The sequence below is a fragment of the Micromonospora sp. NPDC051227 genome, assembly GCF_044455385.1.
GTDB lineage: Bacteria > Actinomycetota > Actinomycetes > Mycobacteriales > Micromonosporaceae > Micromonospora.
This window is the reverse complement of the sequence record NZ_JBITET010000004.1, coordinates 697,091-721,008: the sequence shown is the minus strand read 5'-3', so window position 1 is coordinate 721,008 and position 23,918 is coordinate 697,091. Positions and strand designations below refer to the sequence as shown.

Here is a 23,918-nt window from a genome sequence, read left to right as displayed (position 1 = left end):
GAGAAGCAGGACAGTCAGACCGGATCGGCGGACCACTGCTACTGACAGTACATCGAGCAACTACGGCTCCCTGCTGATAGGACGCTCTCGTTGCCGCCACCGCAAGGACCATCGTCGGCAAGCTCTGACCAGGCGTGACACCTACGACATACCCAGGGCGACATGGAAATGACACAGCGCTATCGTGGCGTCTATGAACGCCCCAACACCGGCCCTCCGCGCGGTCCGCACGGGGATGCACATGGACCGGGGCGACTTTGCCCGCGCGATCGAAGCCGCCGACCGCCACCTCGGCGCGCCCGATAATCAAGACGGTGGCCACGACCTGACCTCGCCCATGTCCAGCCTGGCCACGCCAACGCCCAAGCCAATCGGGGTCCACGCGTCGTACGAGGGCGTCTGGCTCAGCCGCTACCAGTTCCACTCCAGCGGACGAGAAGGATTCTTCGCCGGCCAGCACTTCGTGGTGGTACTCCAGCACGGCGACCAACTGACAGTGCGCAGCCCGCCCGGCTCGGCGTCATCGTCACTGTCAATGGATCTCACCGTCGACGGCGCCGTGGTCACCGGCACCTGGGTGGAGCAGACCGATCCCGCCGGCTACTACCGAGGTGCCCGGTACCACGGCGCAATCCAGCTACTGGTGGAGCCCACTGGGCGACGGATGGCCGGGAAGTGGGTCGGATTCGGCAAGGACATGGATGTCAACACTGACCCCTGGGAGCTGGCCTTCCGGGACGCTTCCACGTCCAAGGCGACGCTCGACCGGTACAACACGCCGCCCGAATAGGACGCTTCGCCAACTCGTCGCTGGGCGGGTGTGTGGTCGCATCGCGCCATCGGCTGCTGCTCCACCAATCAAAGCGCTACCGCACCGGCACCGCCTGCTGGGCAGGCCGACGCGCGCCCACAAAGCTGGACAGCGATCCTGGACCAAGTCTCAAAGAAGTCGATGAGTGAAGGCCTCATGGATGATCGAATGTGTATCGATTCGATCGCTTTCAGTATCGTGCGGGTGTGCTGCGTAGCGGGTTGAGGTGGGTGCGGCGCCGCTGGTTGGTGCTGCTAGTGCCAACGACGGTCGCGATGGTGGCGGTGTGGGCGCTTGTGGCGGACGACAAGGTGGGGTGGGCGGTAGTCGCGGGCGCAGTCACGGCGGTGGTGGGGGCATTCGCACCGACGCTGGCCGATCGCGGACGTATGGCGCGGGAGCGGCGCGAGCAACGGGGCCGAGTGGTGGCCGGAGCGTTGGTGGCGGAGTTGCCGCAGTCGGTGGCGTGGCTGTTGCATCCGCAGGCGGAGGTAGTTGGGTTTGTCGGCCGCGGGTGGTTGCTGGCTGGGTTGGACAGGTGGTGTGCGGACCAGGATGCAGCAGTGGTGCGTCTGTTGGTGGGTGCGGGGGGAGTGGGCAAGACCCGGCTGGCTCGGCATTTCGCAGGCCGCTTGTCCGGGTGGGTGTGGTGGCCGGTGGCTCCGGGTGGCGAGGCGACAATGGCCGGGGAGCTTGATGCCAGTGAGCGGTCGCGCAAGTTGTTGCTGACTGTGGACTACGCCGAAACCCGCGATCCGGAGGCGCTGGCACATCTGTTGTGTGTGGCGCAGCGGGTCGGCGGAGTACGGGTGTTGTTGTTGGCGCGGTCGGCGGGTTTGTGGTGGTCCTCGCTGTCGGCGGCGTATCCGGCGCAGGCGCATCTGGTGGATGCGTTGACCGTGCCAGGGAATGTGTTGGAGGTGCCCGCCCGAGTCGAGGACCACACGCCGCAGCAGATTGCGACCGAAGCCGCGATCGCGTTCGCCGCGAGGCTGCATCGCCGCCTCCCGGACGAGCTCGCGGTGGGCGAAGTGAGCTCGGATGTTCCGATGCTGCGGTTACACGCGCAGGCGTTGCTAGCGGTACTCGGCGGTCCACGCGGTGATGGCCGGTACGACGTATTGGCCGAGGTGTTGGGACATGAGGCCCGGTACTGGCGGCACCAGGCTCGCCGCGACGGCCTACTTCGCGTGGGCGAACCAGCCGCTGACGGGCTGTTGCGGCAGCTGGTCGGTGTTGCGGCACTCTTGGGTGCCGACGATCGTGGGCAGGCGTCGGATCTCGTCCGCCGGGTGCCGGGCCTGAGCGGTGCGCCGCCCGAGGTGGTGGACGGGTACGTGAGCTGGTTGTATGGCCTGTACCCCGTAGCTGAAGCCGGTAGTGGCTTGGGAATGTTGCAGCCGGACCTGCTCGCCGAGAACCTCGCGGTCGCGGTAATGCATGAACGCGCCCCCGACGACCGAATCACGATTCTGCAAGACTTGGCTCCCAGTCAGGCGGTGCGGGCGCTGACGGTCCTGAGCCGCGCGCGCACCCATCAGCCTGACGCCGCGGAGATGATCGACGTGGCGCTCGCCGCCGACATTCAGGTGATGACCGAGGCGGTGCTCCAGGTCGGCCTCCAGTTTCCCGGAACGCTCGCCCCCCGGATCACATCTCTGCTAACTACGGCCAACCTCGATCCGGACTGGGCCCAGCGGACGGCGCAACGAGTGCCGTACCCCTCGATCGAGTTTGGCCGGATCGCGCTCACGTTAATCACCCGCGCCCTGCGCGCTCCAACTGCGACGGCCACACTAATCGACCGGGCGAGGCTACTGACCAACCACGCGATCCGCTTGGTGGAGGCGGGGCGGCGGGCTGAAGCCCTGATCGCCAGCCAGGAAGCCGTGGATCTCTACCGGGAGCTGGCCGCCATTAATCGCGACGCCCATCTTCCCAACCTCGCCACCTCAGTGAACAACCACGCCAACCAGCTGGCGGAGGCAGGACGGCGGGCTGAAGCCCTGACCACCAGTCAGGAAGCCGTCGACCTGCGCCGAGAGCTGGTAGCCACCAACCGCGACGCCTACCTTCCCAACCTCGCCACCTCAGTGAACAACCATGCCATCCGGTTGGTGGAGGCGGGGCGGCGGGCTGAAGCCCTGACCGCCAGCCAGGAAGCCGTCGACCTGCGCCGAGAGCTGGTAGCCACCAACCGCGACGCCTACCTTCCCAACCTCGCCACCTCAGTGAACAACCACGCCATCCGGTTGGCGGAGGCAGGACGGCGGGCTGAAGCCCTAACCACCAGCCAGGAAGCCGTCGACCTGCGCCGAGAGCTGGTAGCCACCAACCGCGACGCCTACCTTCCCAACCTCGCCACCTCAGTAAGCAACCACGCCATCCGCTTGGCGGAGGCAGGACGGCGGGCTGAAGCCCTGACCACCGGCCAGGAAGCCGTCGACCTGCGCCGAGAGCTGGTAGCCACCAACCGCGACGCCTACCTTCCCGACCTCGCCACGTCGTTGTGGAACCTCGGATTTATAGCGCGCCCTCTCGGAGAATCGTCGAAGCAGATCATGGCAGCTGTCATTGAAGGCGTGCGGTACTTCGACGAACTCGCAGCCAAGGAACCTCAGGCGTTCGCCGAACGCCGCGCGGCAGCAGCATCCACCCTGATCGACCTGCAAAACAGCGCCGTCAGTCAGCACCCCGAGCTGACGCCACCCAGGTCACCCCATGACGATGAGACGGAGGATCGCCTCGGAAGCTAAATAAAAGGGGCTTCCATTCATGTCGCAATGCGCTCTACATCACGTTCCGCCGAGCCGACCCCACTTGCCGCTGAGATGACAAAGATCATCACCGGTCGGCGGTCCGCCCCGCGCAGATCGGACTAACCCTGCACACTTGGCCGCCAACGCGGCCCGAAACAAGGCAAGGGCACAGCTCAACGAACCAGACCTCGCCTCCAACGAGAGGTCCAGAGTATGTGATTGGGCGCTGCCGGAACCGCCCCCGTGGGCTGTCCAGCAGGACCAGAAGGGCCCCCTCCCGACAACGCTGTCGGGAGGGGACCCTTCTGGCCTGCGGTGTGCCTTATGGCTTGACGTGCGCGTTCACGAACGACGGGTAGCCGAAGACGCTGGAGATGAAGATCCCGCCCGCCTTGGACCCGTGCACGTTGTAGGCCACGTCGACGAAGAGCGGCACCACCGGCGCGTGCTCCTTCATGATCCGCTCGTCGAGCTTGGCCCACTCCGGGCCCTGCTCGGCCGCGGGCAGCGCCGAGATGCGGTCCATCTCGGTGTTGATCGCCGGGTCGTTGAAGTAGGCCTGGTTGCTGTTCCCCTCGGCCTTGATGGTGCGGCCGTCGTAGAGCACCGGCAGGATCGAGGCCCCGCTCGGCCAGTCCGCCGCCCAGTTACCGATGTACAGGTCCCAGGGGTTGTCCTTCTTCTTGATCTCGTCGAGCTTTGCGTCGTCGGAGATGTTGCGCAGCGTGATCTTGAAGCCGGCCCGCTCCAGGTTGGCCTTGAGCTGGGCGCCCTGCTGCTGCTCGGTGGAGTTGTCGGCGACGCCGAGAACCAGCTCCGGCGTCTTCCCGCCGAGCAGCTCCTTGGCCTTGTCGAGGTTGCCGTTGGCCCCCGCCGGGTACGCGTCGTACGCCTTGTAGCCGATGGTGGCCGGCGGCATCAGCGTGGTCAGCGGCGCGGCGACGGTCTGCCCGCCCATCGCCTTGATGAAGCCCTCGCGGTCGATGGCGTAGTTGAGCGCCTGACGGACCTTCAGGTCGGTGACCCGCTGGTTGTTGATGACCAACTGGTTGGCGCTCGGCGTCGGGGAGAGGATGCTGCGCGACTTGAGCGTGGCGTCCCCGGCCACCTTGGCGACCAGCGAGGCGGGCACGGTGTTGAAGGCGAGCGCGCTCTGGTCGGCGCCGTTGTCTGCGATCACCCGGTTGTTGGCGGCGTCCGCGGTCGGGCCGAAGCTCCAGACGAACTGGTCCGGGTACTGGTGCCGGACCGGGTCGGTGTTCGGGTCCCAGTTGGGGTTGCGGTCCAGGGTGATCTGCACGCCGACCTGGTTCTTGGCGACCTTGTACGGGCCGGACGAGAACGGCTGCTTGTCCAGGTCGACGCCGGTGTCCTTGTCGGCCGGCAGCGGCGCGGTGGTCGGCAGCGAGACCGCGAACGGCAGGTCACAGCGGGGCTTGGCGAACTCGAAGCGCAGCGTCTTGGCGTCCGGCGTGCTCAGGCCGGGCGGCAGCGACGTCTTGTTCTTCTTGAAGTCCCACTTGGTGTCGAACTGCGGGGTGTCGGCCAGCCACTCCTGGATGTAGGTCGGGCCGCCGGACAGGTCCGGGTCGAAGGACCGGGCAATGCCGTACGCGATCTCCTTGGAGGTGATCGGCCGGCCGTCCTCGAACTTCACCCCGTCCTTGACGGTGAATTCCCAGACCTTGCAGTCGTTGTTGACGTTCTTGCCCGGCGTCTCGGCCAGGTCGCCCACCAGGACCAGGCCGCCCTTGCCGTCGTCCTTCCAGGTGGTCAGGTAGCGGGCGAAGAGCGGGTTGGCCATCAGACCGGCGAACGAGTACGTCCGCTGCGGGTCGAGGTGTGAGATCGGCGACTCCCGGATGATGGTGAAGGTGCCGCCCTTCGCGGCGCCGCTCACCTCGGCCGCTGGCCCCTGCGAGTCCTTGGGGTCGGTCGCGATGACCCCGGTCTGCTGCCGTTCGGTGTCCACAGTGGTGCCCTCGCCCGTGTTCTTCGAGCACGCACCCAATGCCACAACCAGAGCGATCGCGCCGCCTGCGGCAACCGCCACGCGTGGTCGCATGAAGTACCTCCTTCACCCATGTGCCGTGCGATTTCGTCGGGGCGAGAACCGCCGACGTCCCGAGGATCGTAAGGAAGAAAACCTACGAGTTGTGTAACAGTTGTCGATAAATTTCGCCACAGCCCAGCCGTCGGTCACGCGCTGGTCATCGAACAGGTCAGCGCAGCCGCACCCGGGGATCGATGGCCGCGTAGAGCAGGTCCACCAGCACGTTCGCCAACACCACGAAGACCGCGGCGATCAGCACTGTGGCCATGATGGTGGGCAGATCACCCGAGCGCACCGCGTCCACCGCCGTACGCCCCAACCCCTGGATGCCGAACGTCGTCTCGGTGATCACCGTCCCACCCAGCGCCCCGCCCACGTCCAGCCCGGCGATGGTGACCACCGGAGTGATCGCCGCGCGCAGCGCGTGTCGCCCGTACACAGTGGGTTTGGCCAGGCCCTTGGCCCGCGCGGTCCGGACGAAGTCCTCCGACAGCGTCTCCAACATCTGCGCCCGCGACAACCGGGCGTAGATGGCCGAGAAGAGGAAGGCCAGCGCCACCCAGGCCAGCACCAACCCGCTGGCCCACTTCGCCGGGTTGTCGAAGATCGAGGTGTAGCTGGGCACCGGCAACAGCCGCAGGTTGTAGACGAACACCAGCAGCAGCACCGCCCCCACGAAGTACAGCTGCAACGACGCGCCGGTCAGCGAGAAGCCGATGGCCAGCCGGTCCAGCCAGGTGCCCCGACGCAGCGCGGACACCATGCCGAGCCCCACGCCGAGCAGCAACCAGAGGATGGCCGCCGGGATCACGATGCTCAGCGTCACCGGCAGCACCCGGGCGATGGTGTCCGAGACCGCCTCGTTGGTGACGTACGACCAGCCCAGGCAGGGCGCGTCGCACCGGCCGCCCTGGGCGCTGCCCAGGTCCCGACCGGTCACGATGCCCTTCATGTAGCCGGCGTACTGGCTGATCAGCGGGTCGTTCAGGCCCAGGTCGTCGCGGACCCGCTCCAGCCGCTCCGGGTTGCAGTTCTTCGAGCAGATGCTGCTGACCGGGTCGCGCGGCAGGGCGAAGAACATCAGGAAGGTCAACACGCTCACCGCGAAGAGGGTCAGCGTGGCGGAGAAGAGTCGCTTGAGCAGAAATCGCGCCATGATTTTGACCCCTACCGGGACGACTTCGGGTCGAGCGCGTCCCGCAACGCGTCGCCGAAGAGGTTGAAGGCGAACACCAGCGCGAAGATCGTGATGCCCGGGAAGAACACGTACGCCGGGTCGGTCTGGAGGAAGTCCAGACTGCGGTAGATCATTCGGCCGAAGCTCGGCGTCTCGTCGCTGAGGCCGACGCCGATGAACGACAGCGCCGCCTCGCTCGTGATGAACTGCGGCACCGCCAGGGAGAACGACACCAGGATCGGCGCCCAGATGTTCGGCAGCAACTGCCGGAAGAGCATGTGCCCCAGCCCGGCCCCGCTCGCCCGGGCCGCCTCCACGAACTCCCGCTCGCGCAGCGCGATCACCTGCCCGCGCACCAGCCGGGCCGTGCTGGTCCAGCCGAAGATGGCGAAGACGGCGATCAGCACGCCCACCCCGAAGGCGGACGACACCTGCCCCCGCTCACCGTAGAAGCGCAGGGTGATGGTGGGCGTGAGCGCCAACGCGATGATCAGGAAGGGCATGGCCAGGGTCAGGTCGGTAATCCAGTTGATCACCGCGTCGAGCCAGCCGCCGAGGTAGCCGGCGAGCGCGCCCAGCACGATCCCGATCGTCGCGGTGATCAGGGCCGCCGCGAACGCGATGAACAGCGAGGTCCGCAGCCCGTAGATCAGCCGGATGAAGATGTCCCGGCCCAGCCCCGGCTCCAGACCGAACCAGTGCTCGCCGCTGACCCCGCCGGCGTACCCCAGCGGCATGCCGAAGCCGTCCAGCATGTTCTGGAACTGCTCCCGCGGGCCGATCCCGTAGACCATCTCGATCAGCGGGGCGGCCAACCCCAACAGCAGGAAAAAGATCAGGAGTACGCCGCTGACCATCGCGGTCCGCTCGCGGCGCAGCCGCAGCCAGGCGAGCTGACCGGGCGAACGGCCGACGACGCCCTTCGCGGCGGGCCCGCCCGGGTCCGTGCCGGACTCGATCTCGGCCAGCGCCACACCCTCCACCGGGGACAGGCTCACGACGGCACCTCCTCGATGATCGCGTCTGTCGTCCCGGCCTCGACAGCCGCCCCACTTCCTGGGCTCGTGCTGGCCGTATCCCCTTCGGGGAAGTGACACGCGGTGGCCTGGTTGCCGCCGTCGCGCGGGACCAGCGCGGGCTCCTCGGTGGCGCAGATGTCCTGCGCCTTCCAGCACCGGGTACGGAACCGGCAGCCCGACGGCGGGTCCAGCGGGGTGGGCACGTCACCGGTCAGCCGGATCCGACCCGCCGGGCCGAGCTGGGTGACGTCCGGGATCGCCGAGAGCAACGCCCGGGTGTACGGGTGCTGCGGGCGCTCGTAGATGTCCGCCCGGTCGCCGATCTCCACGATCCGCCCCAGGTACATGACCGCGACCCGCTGGCAGAAGTGCCGGACCACGGCCAGGTCGTGCGCGATGAACACGAAGGCCAGGTCAAGCTCGCGTTGCAGGTCGCGCAGCAGGTTGACGACCTGCGCCTGGATCGAGACGTCCAGCGCGCTCACCGGCTCGTCCGCGACGATCAGCTTCGGCCGCAGGGCCAACGCGCGGGCGATCCCGATGCGCTGGCGCTGACCACCGGAGAACTCGTGCGGGTACCGGTTGTAGTGCTCCGGGTTCAGCCCGACCAGCTCCAGCAACTCCTGCACCCGGGCCTTGATCCCACCCGGCGGCTTGATCCCGTTCACCTGTAGCGGCATCGCCACGATCCGGCCCACCGTGTGCCGAGGGTTCAGCGAGGCGTACGGGTCCTGGAAGATGATCTGGAGTTCCTGGCGCAGCGGGCGCAACTCCCGGCGGCCGGCGTGCGTGATGTCCCGCCCGTCGAACTCGATGCTGCCGCTCGTCGGTTCTAGCAGCCGCACCAGCATCCGACCGGTGGTGGTCTTGCCGCAGCCCGACTCCCCCACCAGACCGAGCGTCTCGCCGGGGCGCACGTCGAAGTCGAGCCCGTCCACCGCCCGCACCAGACCGGTGGCGCGCAGCCCCTGGCGTACCGGGAAGTGCTTGCTCAGGCCGCGGACCCGCAGCAGTGGCTCATCGGTCATCTCCACAGTCCTCCGTTCGGGACTGCGGTACTCCGCTGCGCTGCGTTCCTCGCCCTCACACAGCCACCCCCACTCGTGCGATGTCCTCGGCGTAGAACGTGGCCCGCTCCTCGGCGCTGAGGTGACAGGCGACCAGATGGCCATCGGCCCCGGCCGGGCGCAGCTCGGGCACCTCGGTACGGGAGCGGCTGCCGGCGCGGTCCGCGTACCGGCAGCGGGGGTGGAACGCGCAGCCCGTCGGCAGGTTGATCAGGCTGGGCGGGTTGCCGGGGATGGGCACCAGGTCCGCGTCCGCGTCGCCGTGCAGTGACGGCACGCTGGAGAGCAACCCCCAGGTGTACGGATGCTGCGGTGCCCGGAGCACCTGCTCGACGCTGCCCCGCTCGACGGCCCGCCCGCCGTACATGACCAGCACGTCGTCGGCGACCTGGCCGACCACGCCGAGGTCGTGGGTGATCAGGATGATCGCGGAGTGGAACTCGGCCTGGAGGTCGGCGAGCAGGTCCAGGATCTGCGCCTGGACGGTGACGTCCAGCGCGGTGGTCGGCTCGTCGGCGATCAGCAGCGCCGGGTCGTTGACCAGCGACATCGCGATCATCGCCCGTTGGCGCATGCCTCCGGAGAACTCGTGCGGGTACTGGTCGAAGCGGCGCGCCGGCTGCGGGATGCCGACCCGGTCCAACATGTCGACCGCCCGCTGGCGGGCCTCGCGCCGGTTGGCCTTCGGGTGGTGCACCCGGTACGCCTCGGCGATCTGCCGGCCCACCGTGTAGTACGGGTGCAGCGCCGACAGCGGATCCTGGAAGATCATCGCCATGTCCCGGCCGCGCAGCCGGCGTACCTCCTCGTCGGCGAGGCCGACCACCTGCCGGCCACCCACGGAGATCTCACCGGTGATGGTGGTCCGCTTCGGGTCGTGCAGGCCGAGAATCGCCAGCGAGGTGACGCTCTTGCCGGAGCCGGACTCACCCACGATGCCGAGGGTGCGGCCCCGCTCGACGGCGAACGACACCCCGTCGACCGCGCGCACCACGCCGTCCTCGGTGTCGAACCGGACCCGAAGATCTCGCACCCGCAGGTAGGCGTCCTGGTCGGAGCGCTGTGCCGGCACGGCGGGACGGTCGTCCGGGTCCCCGGACGGCGAGGGTTCCGAGCTGTCCACGGCCACCTCCCTCAGTGACGAAGAGAACTTACAGCAAAGTCCCGAGGGTGAAAATAAGCTACAAAGTCGGCACGTGTCAGCGGGCCAGAGCGTAACGAGTCCGCATCGGCCCCGCACCCCCGTCACCTCGCCATCCACGCCCATTCATGGCCGCGCCCCGCGCCCCGCGCCAAGATCTACGCAACTTGCCCGATGTTGCTGCCTCCAACACTCGGGAGACAGCAACATCCCTGAAACTGCGCGGGTCTTGAGGACGAACACTCCGCTCCGCCGATCGCGAGCGGGGTTGGGGCGCCTGCCGCCGTCAAGGTCATGCTCGAACCAGGATGTAGGGGCATCACCGACACGTCGATACCACCACAACAAGGATGTTGCGCGATCTTGCAACCCGCCGAGCGGCACAGATCTACGATCGAGCGCGATCTTGCTGACTCACCCCAGACTGAGTTGCACTGGACGGATGATTCCCGTCGGCATTGTTGGCCATGCGCTGCCGTGGACCGTGTCGGACTACCTCGCCCTCGGCGAGACGACCCAGCGGATCGAACTCCTCGACGGCGGCCTGCTCATCGGAGCATCGCCGCCCGTCCGACACCAGGTGATCCTCGGTGGCCTGGCCACCGCGTTGGAACCAGGCCGCGTAGCGGCGGATTGCACCCTGCTGCCGGTGATCAACCTGCGGCTGAACACCACCCGGATCCTCAACCCCGACCTGGTGGTGACAACCGAGCTGGACCTTACAGCGGCGTGCGTGCCGGCGGACGCTGTCCTGTTGGTCGGCGAGGTCACCGCACCGCATACCGCCGTCATCGATCGAGTGCTGAAGCCGCACCTGTACGCCGAGGCCGGGATCGAGTGGTACCTACTCGTCGAGCAGGAGACCCTGACCATTCATCTTCATCAGCGGCAGGGTGCCCATTACGTTGAGCGCTCGACGACCAGGGCCGGTGAGGTGTTGGAGCTGACGGAGCCGGTGCGGGCCACCATCCGGCCGGAGGCTCTCGTGTCCTGACGGGTGTCGGCCGGTTGGCCTAGGGTCGGTCCATGACCGAGTTCGACGCGGCCAGCGCCGCCGTCCAGGCCGCCCTCGACGCGGGGGCGCGGTACGCCGACGCGCGGGTGATGCACCGCCGCTACGAGTCGATGACCGCGCGCAACGGTGACGTGGAGGAGCTGACCCAGGACGAGAGCATCGGGCTGGGCGTCCGGGCTCTGGTCGGGGCGAGTTGGGGCTTCCACGCCGTACCCGATCTGTCGGACGCCGCCGCCCGCGACGCCGGCCGGCGCGCGACGCTGACCGCCATGGCGAGCGCGCGGGTGCCGGGCCCTCCGGTCGACCTGGTGCCGGTCCAGGCGGTCACCGCGAGCTGGGCCTCCGGTTGCCAGATCGACCCGCTCGGGGTGCCCCTGTCAAACAAGGGCGATCTGCTTGTCGACGCGACCCGCACGATGGCCGAGCACGGCGCGGACCTGGCCGAGGGCCTGTACCAGATCTGGGACACCGCGAAGTGGTTCGTCTCCAGCGAGGGTCACCGGATCGACCAGCGGATCCGCGAGTGCGGTGGTGGCATCTCGGCCACCTCGATCGGTGACGGCGAGACGCAGCGCCGCTCCTGGCCGAGCTACCGCGGCCAGTACGGCACCACCGGGTGGGAGCTGGTCGAGTCGTTGGACCTGGCCGCGCACGCCGCGCAGATCGCCGAGGAGTCCCGGGCGCTGCTCACCGCGCCGCTCTGCCCGGCCGGCGAGACGGATCTGATCCTCGGCGGCGAGCAGTTGGCCCTGCAGATCCACGAGTCGGTCGGGCACGCCATCGAACTGGATCGGATCCTCGGCTGGGAGGCGGCGTTCGCCGGCACGTCCTGGCTGGACCTGGCTCAGCTCGGCTCGCTGCGCTACGGCTCGGAGCTGATGAACATCACCATCGACCCGACGATCCCGGGTGCGCTGGGCAGCTTCGGTTTCGACGACGAGGGCTCCCCGGCGGTCAAGCGGGACGCGGTCCGCGACGGTCGCTGGGTGGGTGTGCTCGCCGGCCGGGATTCCGCCGCAATGGCAAGCCTGGACTACGGCGGCAGCGTACGCGCCGACGGGTGGGCCCGGCTGCCGATGGTCCGGATGACCAACGTCGGCCTGGAGCCCGGCCCACACACGCTGGACGAGATCGTCGCGGCCACCGACGACGGCGTGTTGATGGACCTCAACCGGTCCTGGTCAATCGACGACAAGCGGCTCAACTTCCAGTTCGGCTGTGAGGTCGGCTGGGAGATCAAGAAGGGGCGGCGGGGGCGGATGCTGCGCAACCCCACGTACACCGGAATCGGCCCGCTGTTCTGGCGTTCGATGGACATGCTCTCCAGCGAGACGGTCTCCTGGGGGACGCCCAACTGCGGCAAGGGCCAACCCGGCCAGGTCGGGCACACCGGCCACCCGGCCGCGCCGGCCCGGTTCCGCAACGTCCGGGTGGGGGTCTCGGCATGAGTGGGCAGACGGAGTTGGAGCTGGCGGGGCAGGTCGTGGAGCTGGTTCGGCGTCTTGGCGGGCCGGCCACGCAGGCCGAGGCGGTGGTGACACGGGCGGACCTGGCGTTGACCCGGTTCGCCAACTCGGGCATCCACCAGAACGTCTCCGAGTCCACTGTCGGGGTCCGGCTGCGGGTGCACGTCGACGGTCGGACGGCTGCCGGTGGCGGCAGCGTGGCCACCGCCGACGGGTTGTCCGCCCTGGTGGAGCGCACCCTGGCCGCGGCGCGGCTCTGCCCGCCCGACCCGGGTTGGCCGGGGCTGACCCCGCCCATGCCCACGCCGGACGCCCCGCCCGTCGACGAGGCCACCGCGCACGCCGAGCCGGATCAGCGGGCCGACCGGGTGGGGGCGTTCGTGGCCGCCGCCGGGGGTCTCAGCACCGCCGGTTACTGCCGCACCGCGCACCGCTCGTCGGCGTTCGCCAACTCGGCCGGGCACTCGGCGTACGGCCGCTCGGTGGAGGCGGCGATGGACGGCATTGCCCGCCGCGATGGCGCGGACGGGGTGGCCCGGCGCAGCGCCGATCGGCTGTCCGACCTCGACGGCGCCGAGTTGGGCGCGCAGGCGGCCGCGAAGGCGCAGGCGGCTGCCGACCCGGTCGAGCTTCCGCCGGGGCACTACGAGGTGGTGTTCGAGCCGGCCGCCGTGGCGGACCTGCTGCAGAATCTGTCGTTCTACGGCTTCAACGGCAAGCGCTACGCCGAGCGGCAGTCGTTCGCCGAGCCGGGCGCGGCCCAGTTCGACAGGGCGGTGACACTGGTGGACGACCCGCTGGGCGGGTCCGGGTTGCCGTTCGACGCGGAGGGCACCGGCCGACGGGCGCTGACGCTGGTCGAGGCGGGCACCACCCGGGCGGTGGCGCACGATCGCCGAACCGCCGCCGAGGCGGGCGCGGAGTCCACCGGGCACGCGGTCGCGGGGGGTGCCACCTGGGGCCCGATGCCCCGTAACCTGCGGCTGACCGGCGCGGTGGCGGGTCCGGCGAGTGCGGTGGGCCGGAGCACCACCGGCGCGGCGGCCGGGGCGGTCGTCGACGCGGACACCGCCGCGTTGGTGGCCGACGTACGCCGAGGGCTGCTGGTCACCGACCTCTGGTACACGCGGGTGCTCGACCCGAAGAGCCTCGTCGTCACCGGGTTGACCCGCAACGGCGTCTGGCTGATCGAGAACGGCACTGTCGTCCGGGCGGTCCGTGACCTGCGGTTCACCGAGTCGTACCCGCGGGCACTCGGGCCGGGGGCGGTGCTCGGGCTGGGGGCGCGGGCGGTACGCCAACCGGAGCGGGTGGACGGTGCCTGGTGGGCGGCGCCCTCGCTGCGGCTGGCGTCCTGGCACTTCACCGGAGGCGCCTCCGGCTGACGTTCTCCCCGACGGGCGACAAAACGGCGTGTCGGAGGCATTTCCGCAGGCCAGACACACGGGACACTCCCTTGCGCGGACGGCCCGCAGAGATCGGCGTAACGTGTGTCACTTAGCTGCGTCGGTCGATCCGGCGTGGTCGTTGGTGTGCGCATGACGTGGCAGCGGGTGCGGGTTCGCCGGTCCGCGTGCCGACCGGAGAGAGACCAGCCCGCCCGTACGGGCCCGTCGAGGAGACGACTCGAATGACTTCAACGGCAACGAGGCCGAGGGGGGCGCGGGCGCGCGCCGCCATCGCGGCGAAGACGTTGCGTACCGACCGATGGTGGTTCGCCCCCCTGATCACCGTGATCGGGCTCAGCGCCTGGGTCGCGTACGCGACCGTCCGGGTCTTCCAGCATGACAACTACTGGGTGGACGCGTACCACTACCTGACGCCGTTCTACTCCCCGTGCGTGACCGACCGGTGTGTCGAGGCAGCCTCGCACTTCGGTCGGTTCCTGCCCGGCTGGTGGATCATCCCGGACGCCGCGCTGACCCTGCCGTTCCTGCTGCTGTTCCGGCTCACCTGCTACTACTACCGCAAGGCGTACTACCGGTCGTTCTGGCTGTCGCCGCCGGCCTGCGCTGTCCCGGACGGGCACAAGGAGTACGGCGGTGAGACCCGTTTCCCGCTGCTCGGGCAGAACCTGCACCGCTACTTCTTCTACGCCGCCGCGATCATCTCGCTGATCAACACCTGGGACGCGATCCTCGCCTTCCACTCGCCCAAGGGCTTCGGCTTCGGGCTGGGCAACATCATCCTGGTGCTCAACGTGGTGATGCTCTGGGCGTACACAATCTCCTGCCACTCCTGCCGGCACATCATCGGCGGCCGGCTCAAGCACTTCTCCAAGCACCCGGTGCGGTACAAGGCCTGGACCTTCGTCTCGGCGTTGAACGTCCGGCACATGCAGCTCGCCTGGATCACCCTCGGCACCCTGGCGCTGGCCGACTTCTACATCATGGCGCTCGCGGCTGGCTGGTTCTCCGACCTGCGGTTCATCAACTAAAGGGCCCCTGACATGACCACAACCACTCGCATCGAACGACACCACTACGACGTCGTCGTCATCGGGGCCGGCGGCGCCGGTCTGCGCGCGGCGATCGAGGCCCGGCTGGCCGGCAAGAAGACCGCGATCATCTCCAAGTCGCTGTTCGGCAAGGCGCACACGGTGATGGCCGAGGGCGGCGCGGCCGCCGCGATGGGCAATGTGAACAGCCGGGACAACTGGCAGGTGCACTTCCGGGACACCATGCGCGGCGGCAAGTTCCTCAACAACTTCCGGATGGCCGAGCTGCACGCGAAGGAGTCGCCGCAGCGGATCTGGGAGCTGGAGACGTACGGTGCGCTCTTCGACCGCACCAAGGACGGCAAGATCTCGCAGCGCAACTTCGGTGGCCACGAGTACCCGCGCCTGGCGCACGTGGGCGACCGGACCGGCCTGGAGCTGATCCGCACCCTCCAGCAGAAGATCGTGTCGCTCCAGCAGGAGGACCAGCGGGAGTTCGGCTCGTACGACGCCCGGATCAGGGTGTTCTCCGAGACGACCATCACCGAGCTGCTGCTCGACGGTGACCGGGTGGCCGGCGCGTTCGGCTACTACCGCGAGTCGGGCGAGTTCATCCTCTTCGAGGCGCCGGCGGTCGTGCTGGCCACCGGCGGCGTCGGGCGCTCCTACAAGGTCACCTCGAACTCCTGGGAGTACACCGGGGACGGGCACGCGCTGGCGCTGCGGGCCGGGGCGACGCTGATCAACATGGAGTTCCTCCAGTTCCACCCGACCGGCATGGTCTGGCCGCCCTCGGTGAAGGGCATCCTGGTCACCGAGTCGGTGCGTGGTGACGGCGGCGTCCTGAAGAACTCCGACGGCAAGCGGTTCATGTTCGACTACGTTCCCGACGTCTTCCGCAAGCAGTACGCGGAGACCGAGGAGGAGGCGGACCGCTGGTACACCGACCCGGACAACAACCGGCGTCCACCGGAGCTGCTGCCCCGCGACGAGGTGGCCCGCGCCATCAACAGCGAGGTCAAGGCCGGCCGGGGCTCCCCCGCCGGTGGTGTCTTCCTGGACATCGCGAGCCGCCGTTCGGCCGACGAGATCCGCCGCCGGCTGCCGTCGATGTACCACCAGTTCAAGGAGTTGGCCGACGTCGACATCACGGCCGAGCCGATGGAGGTCGGCCCGACCTGTCACTACGTGATGGGCGGTGTCGAGGTGGACCCGGATTCGGGTGCCGCCTTCGGCCACGTACGCGGGCTGTTCGCCGCCGGTGAGGTCTCCGGTGGCATGCACGGCTCCAACCGACTCGGTGGTAACTCCCTGTCCGACCTGCTGGTCTTCGGCAAGCGGGCGGGCGGGCACGCGGCCAGCTACGCCGACGGGCTGACCGCCCGGCCGAAGGTGGCCGTGCACGAGGTCGAGGCGGCCGTGGAGACCGCCCTCGCGCCGCTGCAACGGGACACCGGCGAGAACCCGTACACCCTTCAGCAGGACCTCCAGGTGGTCATGGGTGACCTGGTGGGCATCATCCGCCGCGAGGGTGAGCTGGCCGACGCGCTGGTCCGGCTCGCCGAGCTGCGTGAGCGGGTGGCCAAGGTGAGCGCGGCCGGCGGCCGACGCTACAACCCGGGCTGGCACCTGGCCCTGGACCTGCGCAACATGCTGGTGGTTTCCGAGTGCACCGCGAAGGCGGCGCTGGAGCGGCAGGAGTCGCGCGGTGGGCACACCCGGGAGGACTACCCGGCGATGGAGCCGAAGTGGCGGCAGGTCAACCTGGTCTGCGCGCTGGACGGTGACATCGTGCAGCTGACCCGCAAGCCGTTGCCGAAGATGCGGCCGGAGCTGATCGGCCTCTTCGACCGGGCCGAGCTGGCCAAGTACCTCACCGACGAGGAGCTCGCCGACTTCGACGCCCTCGTTGCCGACGCTGGAGAGGCGGACAACCGATGAGCGGGAAGCGTCAGTTCCGGATCTGGCGGGGCGACGAGAGCGGCGGTGACCTCCAGGACTACATGGTGGAGGTGAACGAGGGCGAGGTCGTCCTCGATGTCATCCACCGCCTGCAGGCCACCGACGCGCCCGATCTGGCCTGCCGGTGGAACTGCAAGGCCGGCAAGTGCGGCTCCTGCTCCATGGAGATCAACGGCAAGCCGCGGCTGGGTTGCATGACGCGGATGTCGACCTTCGGCGACGACGAGACCGTCACTGTCACCCCGCTGCGCACCTTCCCGGTCATCCGGGACCTGGTCACCGACGTCTCGTTCAACTACGAGAAGGCACGGGAGACCCCGGCGTTCGCCCCTCCGGCGGACGTGGCCCCGGGTGACTACCGGATGCAGCAGGTCGACGTCGAGCGCTCGCAGGAGTTCCGCAAGTGCATCGAGTGCTTCCTGTGCCAGACCGTCTGCCACGTGATCCGCGATCACGAGGAGAACAAGCAGGCGTTCTCCGGCCCGCGGTACTTCATCCGGGCGGCCGAGTTGGACATGCACCCGCTGGACGCCCGGACCGACCGCAAGGAGTACGCGCAGGCCGAACAGGGCCTCGGATTCTGCAACATCACCAAGTGCTGCACCGAGGTCTGCCCCGAGCACATCAAGATCACTGACAACGGGATCATCCCCATGAAGGAACGGGTCGTCGACCGCAGGTACGATCCCCTTGTGTGGCTTGGTAGCAAGATCTTCCGTCGGGGCGAGACGCCCCAGACCAGCGTGACCACCGCCCGTCAGGGCTCGGCGACGCCGGGCTCCGCCCGGGGTGGGGTGCACTCGCACGCGGGTGGCTCCCACGACTCGCGGGCTGAGGCGCAGGCGCAGAGCGGCGTCAACTGGCACCGGGAGGTGCCCCACCCGACCGCTCCGGCGGTCGACGACCGGGGCAAGCTGCCGCTGACCGAGCTCACCTTCGACCGGGCCGCCGCGCCGTCGCCGTTCGGCGACGACGTGACCTTCCCGCTGCCTCCGGAGCACCTCAACTTCGCTCACCCGGAGCAGGACAACAAGCACTGACCACCTGAACAACAACGGGGGTCGTGGCAGTTGCCACGGCCCCCGTCCCACTTCCCACCCCCCACCGCGCGCCCCCACCCCCCCGCCGATCATGAAGTTATTGCCACGACACGCCGTCTGCGGTGGCGATAACTCATGATCAACGCGAACTGAGGAGGAGGGGGCGGAGAGCGGCCACGATGGGGGCGTCGGCGGGGAGCCAGGTGATCGAGTCCAGTTCGTCGGCGGTGAGCCAGCGGAGCGCCTCGTGCTCCAGCGCCTGGGGCTGGTCGCCGCCGAGCAGGCGGGCCGCGTACACCTTGAGCACCGAGCGGCCGTGCGCCATCCGTACGTTGCGGCCGACCCGGGCGCCGATCTCGACGCGTACGGCCAACTCCTCGGCGCACTCCCGGATCAACGCGTCGGTCTCGGCCTCCCCCGGCTCGACCTTTCCGCCCGGAAACTCCCACATGCCCGCTACCTCGGGTGGGGCGGAACGCGCACAGGCGAGCACCCGCCCATCCCGGATGATCGCCGCACCGACGATCACCTTCAGGTCCCGTCGTTCGGCCTGCCCGCCGTCATTCGCCCGTTCGGTCCGCACGGGCGTCCAGGGTGCCAGATCAATCGGCGGTTTGGGTACCGTAGCCGTCCGCTAGGCCAACAAGACACGGAAGTGTGGGCGTGGACACCCCTTCCGAGCAGCGAGAGACTAGGAGACACCGACAAGACACGGGATGGCGACGATTTGGCCACAAGCCGGCAACGGCGCTTGGGGGGTGCGGTGATGCGCGTGCTGTTCAACAGCAGGGCCAAGCACGACTACCTTTCCGACGCGTTGACCTTGCTATCTGGTTGGACGCGCGAGGGCGAGCAGATCCGACGGACGCTCGTGATCGACGATACCCAACACGCCGCACTAACTGAACGGGTCAAGGTCGTCGCGGATGCGCTGCATCTGCGGCCCGAGATCAGCCGCCGGGCCGACAGCACCCAGATCCGGGTCGGGCACGGCAGCGGCGAGCCGCTGACCGAGGGCGAGGTGCTGCTGGCCGCCCGCATCGAGGACGCGTACCGGGCGGTCACCGAGTCCTAAGTGTTCGTTTAATTCTTTGGAGACCTGAGGTTTTCCTGAAAGGCGCTCGGGTACCAGTTCGGTACGAGAGTTGACAAGGCCCTCGGAACGGACCGGACTTCCCAAACAGTGCCTTTCAGGAGCTGAAATGACCACCCCCACGCAGAACCGCGCCAACGACCACGTCGAGCACGCCGGTCAGCACGACGTCCGCCGCGCCAACCGTCGCGGCGACGAGACGAAGCCGTCCTGGAAGACCAGCGAGCTGGCGATCTACGTGCTCGCCGTCATCGGTGTGCTGATCGCCTCGAACGCTGTGGGCGACGGTGCCGCGAACGACGGTGGCGACTACTTCGCCGCCGACAAGGCATGGTGGTTCATCACTCTGCTCACCATCGGCTACCTGGTGAGCCGGGGTCTGGCCAAGGCCGGCAGCCGCAGCACGGACCACGACCCGCGCAGCGACCACTGACGTACCGCCGGAGCCCCGCGACTGCCCACTTTCGATGGGGAGACGCGGGGCTTCCGCATGTCGCCGGACAACTCGGGCTCACCGCTCGGCTTTGGCGTCCTGCGGGTACCAGCGCAGCTCCACCGAGTTGCCGTCCGGGTCCCGTACGTAGATCGAGGTCGCCGAACCGCGGGCGCCGAACCGGCTGACCGGCCCGGTCAGCACCGTGAAGACCCCCGACTCGATCACCTGCGCCCAGTCCAGTGGTGCCACCACCAGGCAGAAGTGGTCCACGTTCGCGCATCTTCGGTGAACGGCACCCCGACTGTCGGGTGGAGGTGCACGAGGCGCAGTTGTCCACCACCCGATCGGGGCTGCTCGACGGCTCGACCGACGTGTTGATCGCCTCGTACCCGTTCGACGGGATGGCCACCGGCCCGGCGCTGCTCTCCGAGGACCGGGTGCTGGCGGTGGCGGCGGGTCACCCGCTCACCCGGGAGCGGTCGGTGTCGTTGGAGGTGCTCGCCGACCACCCGGTGGTGCAGTACCCGACCGTGACCTCGGTGGAGTTCAAGCGCGACCGCACACCGGAGCGCACCCCGTCCGGCCTGGCGGTGCCGAAGGGGCCCGCCGGGAACACCTTTTCCGAGATGCTGTCCCTGGTCGCGCTGGGCCGGGGAGTCCTACCGGTGGGCGAGCACACGCGGCGCTACTACCCGCGCCCCGACGTGGCGTACGTGCCCATCCACGACGCGCCACCGATCGAACGTGGCCCGGTCTGGCTGGCCAGCAACACCACCACCCGGGTACGCGAGTTCGTACGCGCCGCGACCGACGCGAACCCCGATGAGGCACGCGGAGTTCCGCCACCACCGGCTGGTCCAGGTGTACGACGCGGAGTGCGACGGAGTGGTCGACTTCACCCACCACTACCACTTCGACGACGGGGATGGACCGCGTCTACGGGGGCTGGCACGGCGAGCCCGTCGGCCACGGCGACGGCGAGTTCGTGGTCATCGCCCGGGCGGGCACGCTGGCAGCGGTTTTCTAGCCTGGAGCACATGGCGAACATCGCGTACGACCGCAAGGAGCAGGTCCAGCAGATCGAGAGTGGCCTCCTCGAAGGCGAGCAGATCATCGCCGTCTACGACGCCGTCGGCACCGGCACCGGGTTCATCGGGCTGACCGACCGCCGCGTGATCATCCAGGACCGGTCCTTCGTCGGGAAGCGGTTTGCGATCACCAGCATCCCGTACTCGAAGATCACCAGCGTGAGCGTGGTCAGCAACAAGTCGTGGGGTGGTTCGTTCTTCTCCACCGGTGCCATCGCCATCCACGTCGGCACGCACACGTACGAGGTGGAGTTCCGTGGCGCGCAGAAGAGCCACCACGTGCACAACGTGATCCTGCACCACATCTCCTGACCGCACGTCCCGTCGTGGGCCCGGCTGGCGTAATTGCCTTGCCGGGCCCGCGACGTCTCTGGTGTCCTCTGTCGACAGCCGCGCGAAGGGAGCAGCCACAATGCCCAACACAACGAAGTCCGCCGAACCAACCGTCATCCGACCCGAGGAATCGAGACTTCGTGAGCAGGACTGTTCCCCTGGCGCTGCTGGGCGCCACTGACACCAACCCCGGAGGCCGCTGATGTCGGTCTTCGACGATCCCGGCCTCTTCGGCCGGCTCTGGGCCTCCGACTACGACAGCCCAGGCAACCCCGACCCGGCCCCCGCCGTTGACTTCCTGGCGGGGCTGGCCGACGGGGGTCCGGTTCTCGAACTGGCGATCGGCACCGGGCGGGTCGCGCTGCCGCTGGCCGAACGTGGCCTCGCCGTGCACGGCGTCGAGGCGTCCGAGGAGATGCTCGCGCAACTGCGGGCGAAACCCGGCGGCGACCAGATCCCGGTGGTCGTCGCCGACATGGCGGACGTGCCGGTGGCCGGTGAGTTCCGGCTCGCGTACCTGGTCTACAACACCCTGTTCAACCTGGTGGACGCCGAGCGGCAGGCGGACTGCTTCCGCAACGTCGCCCGGGTGCTGTCGCCCGGCGGCGCGTTCGTCATCGAGACGTTCGTGCCCGACCCGCGCAGCTTCGACTCGGACGAGCAGGTGCAGGTACGTGCCGTGACCGAGGACTCCGCGACGATCCGACTGCACCGGTACGACCGGCCGGCGCAGCGGTTCATCCGGCAGACGATCACGTTCGACGCGGACGGTGTGCACCTGAAGCCGTTCGCCATGCGATACGCCTGGCCGCACCAGATCGATGAGATGGCGCAGCAGGCCGGGCTCCGGCTCACCGAGCGGTACGCCGACTGGCACCGGCGACCGTTCCAGGCCGACAGCCCGTCGCACATCTCCGTCTACCGGGCGGAGTAACGGTTTGATCGGCTCGGGTTCCGGAAAGCCAAGGTGTCATCGCCCCGACTAGAAGGAACCCGAGTCGATCTCCCGCCACGCGAAAGTGGGATGCCGCCATGAGTAGACGAGCCATCCATGTAGTCCTGGCGCTGTCGGTCGTCCTGATGGTCAGCGGCATCATCCTCAGGGTGACCGGGGACGGCGGGGCCGACACGGCCGGCACTGTGGCGGTGTCGCTCGCCTCGGTGGGTTCGATCGTGGCGAGCATCGGCTCGTCCTTCGGCGCTGCCCGCGAAAACGACCGCCCGGACCGGTAGTTCGAGCCTTCCGCCCTCGGCTGATTCTGCTGGTGGCAGTAGGTGTTGATCCGCGGGTCCCACGCCGGGTGAGCTGACAGCATGCCGGACGCATTCCGATTCCCGCGCTCCTCGCCGTACTGGCCGGTGGTCAGTCACCCTCAGCTCCGACGGGTCCTACCTGGGCTGGCCGTCTCCGCGTTGGGCGACGGCCTGGCGGTGGTCGCGGTGACCTGGCTCGCCATCCAACTCGCCCCGCACGATCAACGGGGCACCTGGATCGCGCTGGCCATGGCGGCGTACACACTGCCCAGCGCAGCCGGGACTGTCATCTTCGGCCGGCTGCTACGTGGGCGTAGCGGTGCCCAACTCGCCGGGTGGGACGCCATCCTGCGGGCCGGCGCGCTCGCGGCGATCCCCCTCGCGCACCTCACCGGTGTGCTCACCATCTGGCTGTACGTCTTCCTGCTCGCCGCCTCGGCGTTACTGCACTCGTGGGGTGCCGCCGGGCGCTCCACCCTGATCGCCGAGCTGCTGCCGCCACAGCACCACCTGCCGGCGAACGCGCTGCTCACCACCATCGCCGCATTCGCCACCATCGTCGGCCCACCGCTGGCGGGCATCCTGATCGGCTGGGCGAGCCCGGTGTGGGTCATCGCTGTCGACGCCGTCACCTTCGCCGCGCTGGCCCTCACGTACCGCTTCGCCCTTCCCGTCGCCGGCGGCGTCCACCGGTCCGAGCGCGGCGCCTCGCGGACGGCCGGGTTCGCTGTCATCCGCCACGACCCCACCCTGCTGGGCCTGCTGGTGTTGAGCTTCGGGTTCTTCTTCCTCTTCGGACCGGTGTACGTGTCGATGCCCATCCACATCACCGACGACCTGCACGGCTCCGCGACGCTGCTCGGCGTCTACTACACCGCCTTCGGTCTCGGTGGCCTGGTCGGGGGTGTGGTCGCCGGTCACCTTCGCGACTGGCCGCTGCGGGCCACCACCATCGGCATCGTCATCGGGTTCGGGGTGACCATGCTGCCCCTCGGCCTGGGCGCACCGGTCAGCCTGTCGCTGCCGGCCTTCGCGCTCGCGGGCGTGATCTGGGCACCGTACCGGTCCACGTCGATGGCGCTGTTCCAGCGCAGTACGTCGACCGCGCAGCTTCCGACGGTGCTCGCCGCGAACGGCGCCATCCTCGTGCTGGCGGTGCCCCTGGGCACCATGCTGGGCGGGCCGCTGGTGAGCGCCATCGGCGCACGCCCGACGCTGCTGCTCTGTGCGGTGGCGATTGCGGCGCTCGGCCTGGTCGCCGGAGGGTTCGCGCTCGCGCGGCGAAGCGCGGGACCCCCCGGCGATGCACCCGTCACCGAGGTCAGTGCCAGTCGCTGATCCGGACGTCGTCCGGGGCCGGCCGGCCGCGCCCGGTCTCGACCAGCTCCTTGAGGCTCATCAGGAACAGGGCCCACTTGGTGCTGCAGTGGTGCATGAATTCGACCGGCTCGCGCCAGCCCTGGTGCGCGAACTGGACGATCGTGTACTCGCCGCGCTGGTCGAGACGCCAGTCGACCTCGGTGCCGACCCACTCCTCGGGGCCGTCGACGACGCGCCACCGCACCCGCCCGGCGGGGTTCAGCTCCAGGACCTCCATGTCGAAGCCGCCGGCATCGCCGAACCGGAAGGCCAACTGTCCACCGACCTCGCTCTTGCCCACCGTGTCGGTGGTCCACCAGCCTGCGAGCCCTTCTGGAGTTGCCACCGCTCGATAGACGTCGTCGAGCGGAGCGACCACGCCAACCCGGTGCAAGATGTCGACCATTG

Annotated in this window: 22 protein-coding genes and 1 pseudogene; 15 read left to right on the top strand and 8 right to left on the bottom strand. The window is 68.8% G+C overall.

The window, feature by feature from the left end; all coding sequences use genetic code 11:
- Positions 1 to 184 precede the first annotated feature (184 nt).
- Complete coding sequence (locus ACIA47_RS14900; RefSeq protein WP_396708192.1) at positions 185 to 790, top strand: XRE family transcriptional regulator; 606 nt, start codon at positions 185 to 187, stop codon at positions 788 to 790.
- A gap of 278 nt (positions 791 to 1,068) precedes the next feature.
- Positions 1,069 to 3,567 (top strand): hypothetical protein, encoded by a 2,499-nt coding sequence (locus ACIA47_RS14895; protein WP_396708190.1) that lies wholly within the window; start codon positions 1,069 to 1,071, stop codon positions 3,565 to 3,567.
- Between the two features lie 325 nt (positions 3,568 to 3,892).
- Here ACIA47_RS14895 and ACIA47_RS14890 read toward each other — a convergent pair whose 3' ends face one another.
- The 5 genes from ACIA47_RS14890 to ACIA47_RS14870 all read right to left on the bottom strand — a co-directional run bounded on the left by ACIA47_RS14890 (position 3,893) and on the right by ACIA47_RS14870 (position 9,958).
- Positions 3,893 to 5,635: an ABC transporter substrate-binding protein gene (locus ACIA47_RS14890; protein WP_396708188.1), complete on the bottom strand. Its 1,743-nt coding sequence runs from the start codon at positions 5,633 to 5,635 to the stop codon at positions 3,893 to 3,895.
- 157 nt (positions 5,636 to 5,792) lie between these two features.
- Positions 5,793 to 6,779, bottom strand: coding sequence for an ABC transporter permease (locus tag ACIA47_RS14885; RefSeq protein ID WP_112604983.1), 987 nt, complete (start codon positions 6,777 to 6,779; stop codon positions 5,793 to 5,795).
- 11 nt (positions 6,780 to 6,790) lie between these two features.
- Positions 6,791 to 7,798 carry an ABC transporter permease gene (locus tag ACIA47_RS14880; RefSeq protein ID WP_396708185.1) on the bottom strand — a complete coding sequence of 336 codons (1,008 nt, stop codon included), beginning with the start codon at positions 7,796 to 7,798 and terminating at the stop codon, positions 6,791 to 6,793.
- Complete coding sequence (locus ACIA47_RS14875; protein ID WP_203121282.1) at positions 7,795 to 8,847, bottom strand: dipeptide ABC transporter ATP-binding protein; 1,053 nt, start codon at positions 8,845 to 8,847, stop codon at positions 7,795 to 7,797. The genes ACIA47_RS14880 and ACIA47_RS14875 overlap by 4 nt, the downstream gene beginning before the upstream one ends.
- A 55-nt stretch (positions 8,848 to 8,902) precedes the next feature.
- A complete protein-coding gene (locus tag ACIA47_RS14870) occupies positions 8,903 to 9,958 on the bottom strand; it encodes an ABC transporter ATP-binding protein (RefSeq protein WP_396708247.1) in 1,056 nt (351 codons plus the stop codon).
- Positions 9,959 to 10,469: 511 nt separating this feature from the next.
- Here ACIA47_RS14870 and ACIA47_RS14865 point away from each other — a divergent pair.
- From ACIA47_RS14865 to ACIA47_RS14840, 6 genes are all read left to right on the top strand, one after another.
- A complete protein-coding gene (locus ACIA47_RS14865) occupies positions 10,470 to 11,021 on the top strand; it encodes a Uma2 family endonuclease (protein ID WP_396708183.1) in 552 nt (183 codons plus the stop codon).
- Between the two features lie 32 nt (positions 11,022 to 11,053).
- Positions 11,054 to 12,490: a TldD/PmbA family protein gene (locus tag ACIA47_RS14860; protein WP_396708181.1), complete on the top strand. Its 1,437-nt coding sequence runs from the start codon at positions 11,054 to 11,056 to the stop codon at positions 12,488 to 12,490.
- Positions 12,487 to 13,893, top strand: coding sequence for a TldD/PmbA family protein (locus ACIA47_RS14855; protein WP_396708179.1), 1,407 nt, complete (start codon positions 12,487 to 12,489; stop codon positions 13,891 to 13,893). Before ACIA47_RS14860 ends, ACIA47_RS14855 begins: the two co-directional genes overlap by 4 nt.
- A gap of 245 nt (positions 13,894 to 14,138) precedes the next feature.
- Positions 14,139 to 14,945, top strand: coding sequence for a hypothetical protein (locus ACIA47_RS14850; RefSeq protein WP_091406234.1), 807 nt, complete (start codon positions 14,139 to 14,141; stop codon positions 14,943 to 14,945).
- A gap of 12 nt (positions 14,946 to 14,957) precedes the next feature.
- The gene (locus tag ACIA47_RS14845; RefSeq protein ID WP_396708176.1) at positions 14,958 to 16,886 is read left to right on the top strand and encodes a fumarate reductase/succinate dehydrogenase flavoprotein subunit; all 1,929 of its coding nucleotides are present in this window, start codon (positions 14,958 to 14,960) and stop codon (positions 16,884 to 16,886) included.
- Positions 16,883 to 17,947 carry a succinate dehydrogenase/fumarate reductase iron-sulfur subunit gene (locus ACIA47_RS14840; protein ID WP_196919680.1) on the top strand — a complete coding sequence of 355 codons (1,065 nt, stop codon included), beginning with the start codon at positions 16,883 to 16,885 and terminating at the stop codon, positions 17,945 to 17,947. The genes ACIA47_RS14845 and ACIA47_RS14840 overlap by 4 nt, the downstream gene beginning before the upstream one ends.
- A gap of 139 nt (positions 17,948 to 18,086) precedes the next feature.
- On the opposite strand, the gene ACIA47_RS14835 is transcribed toward ACIA47_RS14840, so the two are convergent.
- The gene (locus tag ACIA47_RS14835; RefSeq protein ID WP_396708174.1) at positions 18,087 to 18,530 is read right to left on the bottom strand and encodes a (deoxy)nucleoside triphosphate pyrophosphohydrolase; all 444 of its coding nucleotides are present in this window, start codon (positions 18,528 to 18,530) and stop codon (positions 18,087 to 18,089) included.
- Between the two features lie 183 nt (positions 18,531 to 18,713).
- On the opposite strand from ACIA47_RS14835, the gene ACIA47_RS14830 reads away from it, so the two are divergent.
- On the top strand, positions 18,714 to 19,022 hold the full coding sequence (locus tag ACIA47_RS14830; RefSeq protein ID WP_112675736.1) for a 4a-hydroxytetrahydrobiopterin dehydratase: 309 nt from the start codon (positions 18,714 to 18,716) through the stop codon (positions 19,020 to 19,022).
- A gap of 127 nt (positions 19,023 to 19,149) precedes the next feature.
- A complete protein-coding gene (locus ACIA47_RS14825) occupies positions 19,150 to 19,473 on the top strand; it encodes a hypothetical protein (RefSeq protein ID WP_203123941.1) in 324 nt (107 codons plus the stop codon).
- Positions 19,474 to 19,551: 78 nt separating this feature from the next.
- Here the strand turns inward: ACIA47_RS14825 and ACIA47_RS14820 are convergent, their stop codons facing one another.
- Positions 19,552 to 19,746, bottom strand: coding sequence for a hypothetical protein (locus tag ACIA47_RS14820; protein WP_396708171.1), 195 nt, complete (start codon positions 19,744 to 19,746; stop codon positions 19,552 to 19,554).
- Here ACIA47_RS14820 and ACIA47_RS14815 point away from each other — a divergent pair.
- The 5 genes and pseudogenes from ACIA47_RS14815 to ACIA47_RS14795 form a co-directional block, all read left to right on the top strand.
- A pseudogene (locus ACIA47_RS14815) lies at positions 19,716 to 20,228 on the top strand (LysR substrate-binding domain-containing protein); the annotation flags it as partial. The gene ACIA47_RS14820 and the pseudogene ACIA47_RS14815 overlap by 31 nt on opposite strands.
- Positions 20,229 to 20,513: 285 nt before the next feature.
- The gene (locus ACIA47_RS14810) at positions 20,514 to 20,876 is read left to right on the top strand and encodes a PH domain-containing protein (RefSeq protein WP_030337500.1); all 363 of its coding nucleotides are present in this window, start codon (positions 20,514 to 20,516) and stop codon (positions 20,874 to 20,876) included.
- Between the two features lie 223 nt (positions 20,877 to 21,099).
- Positions 21,100 to 21,831: a class I SAM-dependent methyltransferase gene (locus ACIA47_RS14805; protein ID WP_203123933.1), complete on the top strand. Its 732-nt coding sequence runs from the start codon at positions 21,100 to 21,102 to the stop codon at positions 21,829 to 21,831.
- A 98-nt stretch (positions 21,832 to 21,929) separates the two neighbouring features.
- On the top strand, positions 21,930 to 22,130 hold the full coding sequence (locus tag ACIA47_RS14800) for a hypothetical protein (protein WP_396708169.1): 201 nt from the start codon (positions 21,930 to 21,932) through the stop codon (positions 22,128 to 22,130).
- A gap of 81 nt (positions 22,131 to 22,211) precedes the next feature.
- Positions 22,212 to 23,489, top strand: coding sequence for an MFS transporter (locus ACIA47_RS14795; RefSeq protein ID WP_396708167.1), 1,278 nt, complete (start codon positions 22,212 to 22,214; stop codon positions 23,487 to 23,489).
- Here the strand turns inward: ACIA47_RS14795 and ACIA47_RS14790 are convergent.
- Positions 23,473 to 23,916 carry an SRPBCC domain-containing protein gene (locus tag ACIA47_RS14790; RefSeq protein WP_396708165.1) on the bottom strand — a complete coding sequence of 148 codons (444 nt, stop codon included), beginning with the start codon at positions 23,914 to 23,916 and terminating at the stop codon, positions 23,473 to 23,475. The two genes, ACIA47_RS14795 and ACIA47_RS14790, sit on opposite strands and share 17 nt — an antisense overlap.
- Positions 23,917 to 23,918: the final 2 nt, after the last annotated feature.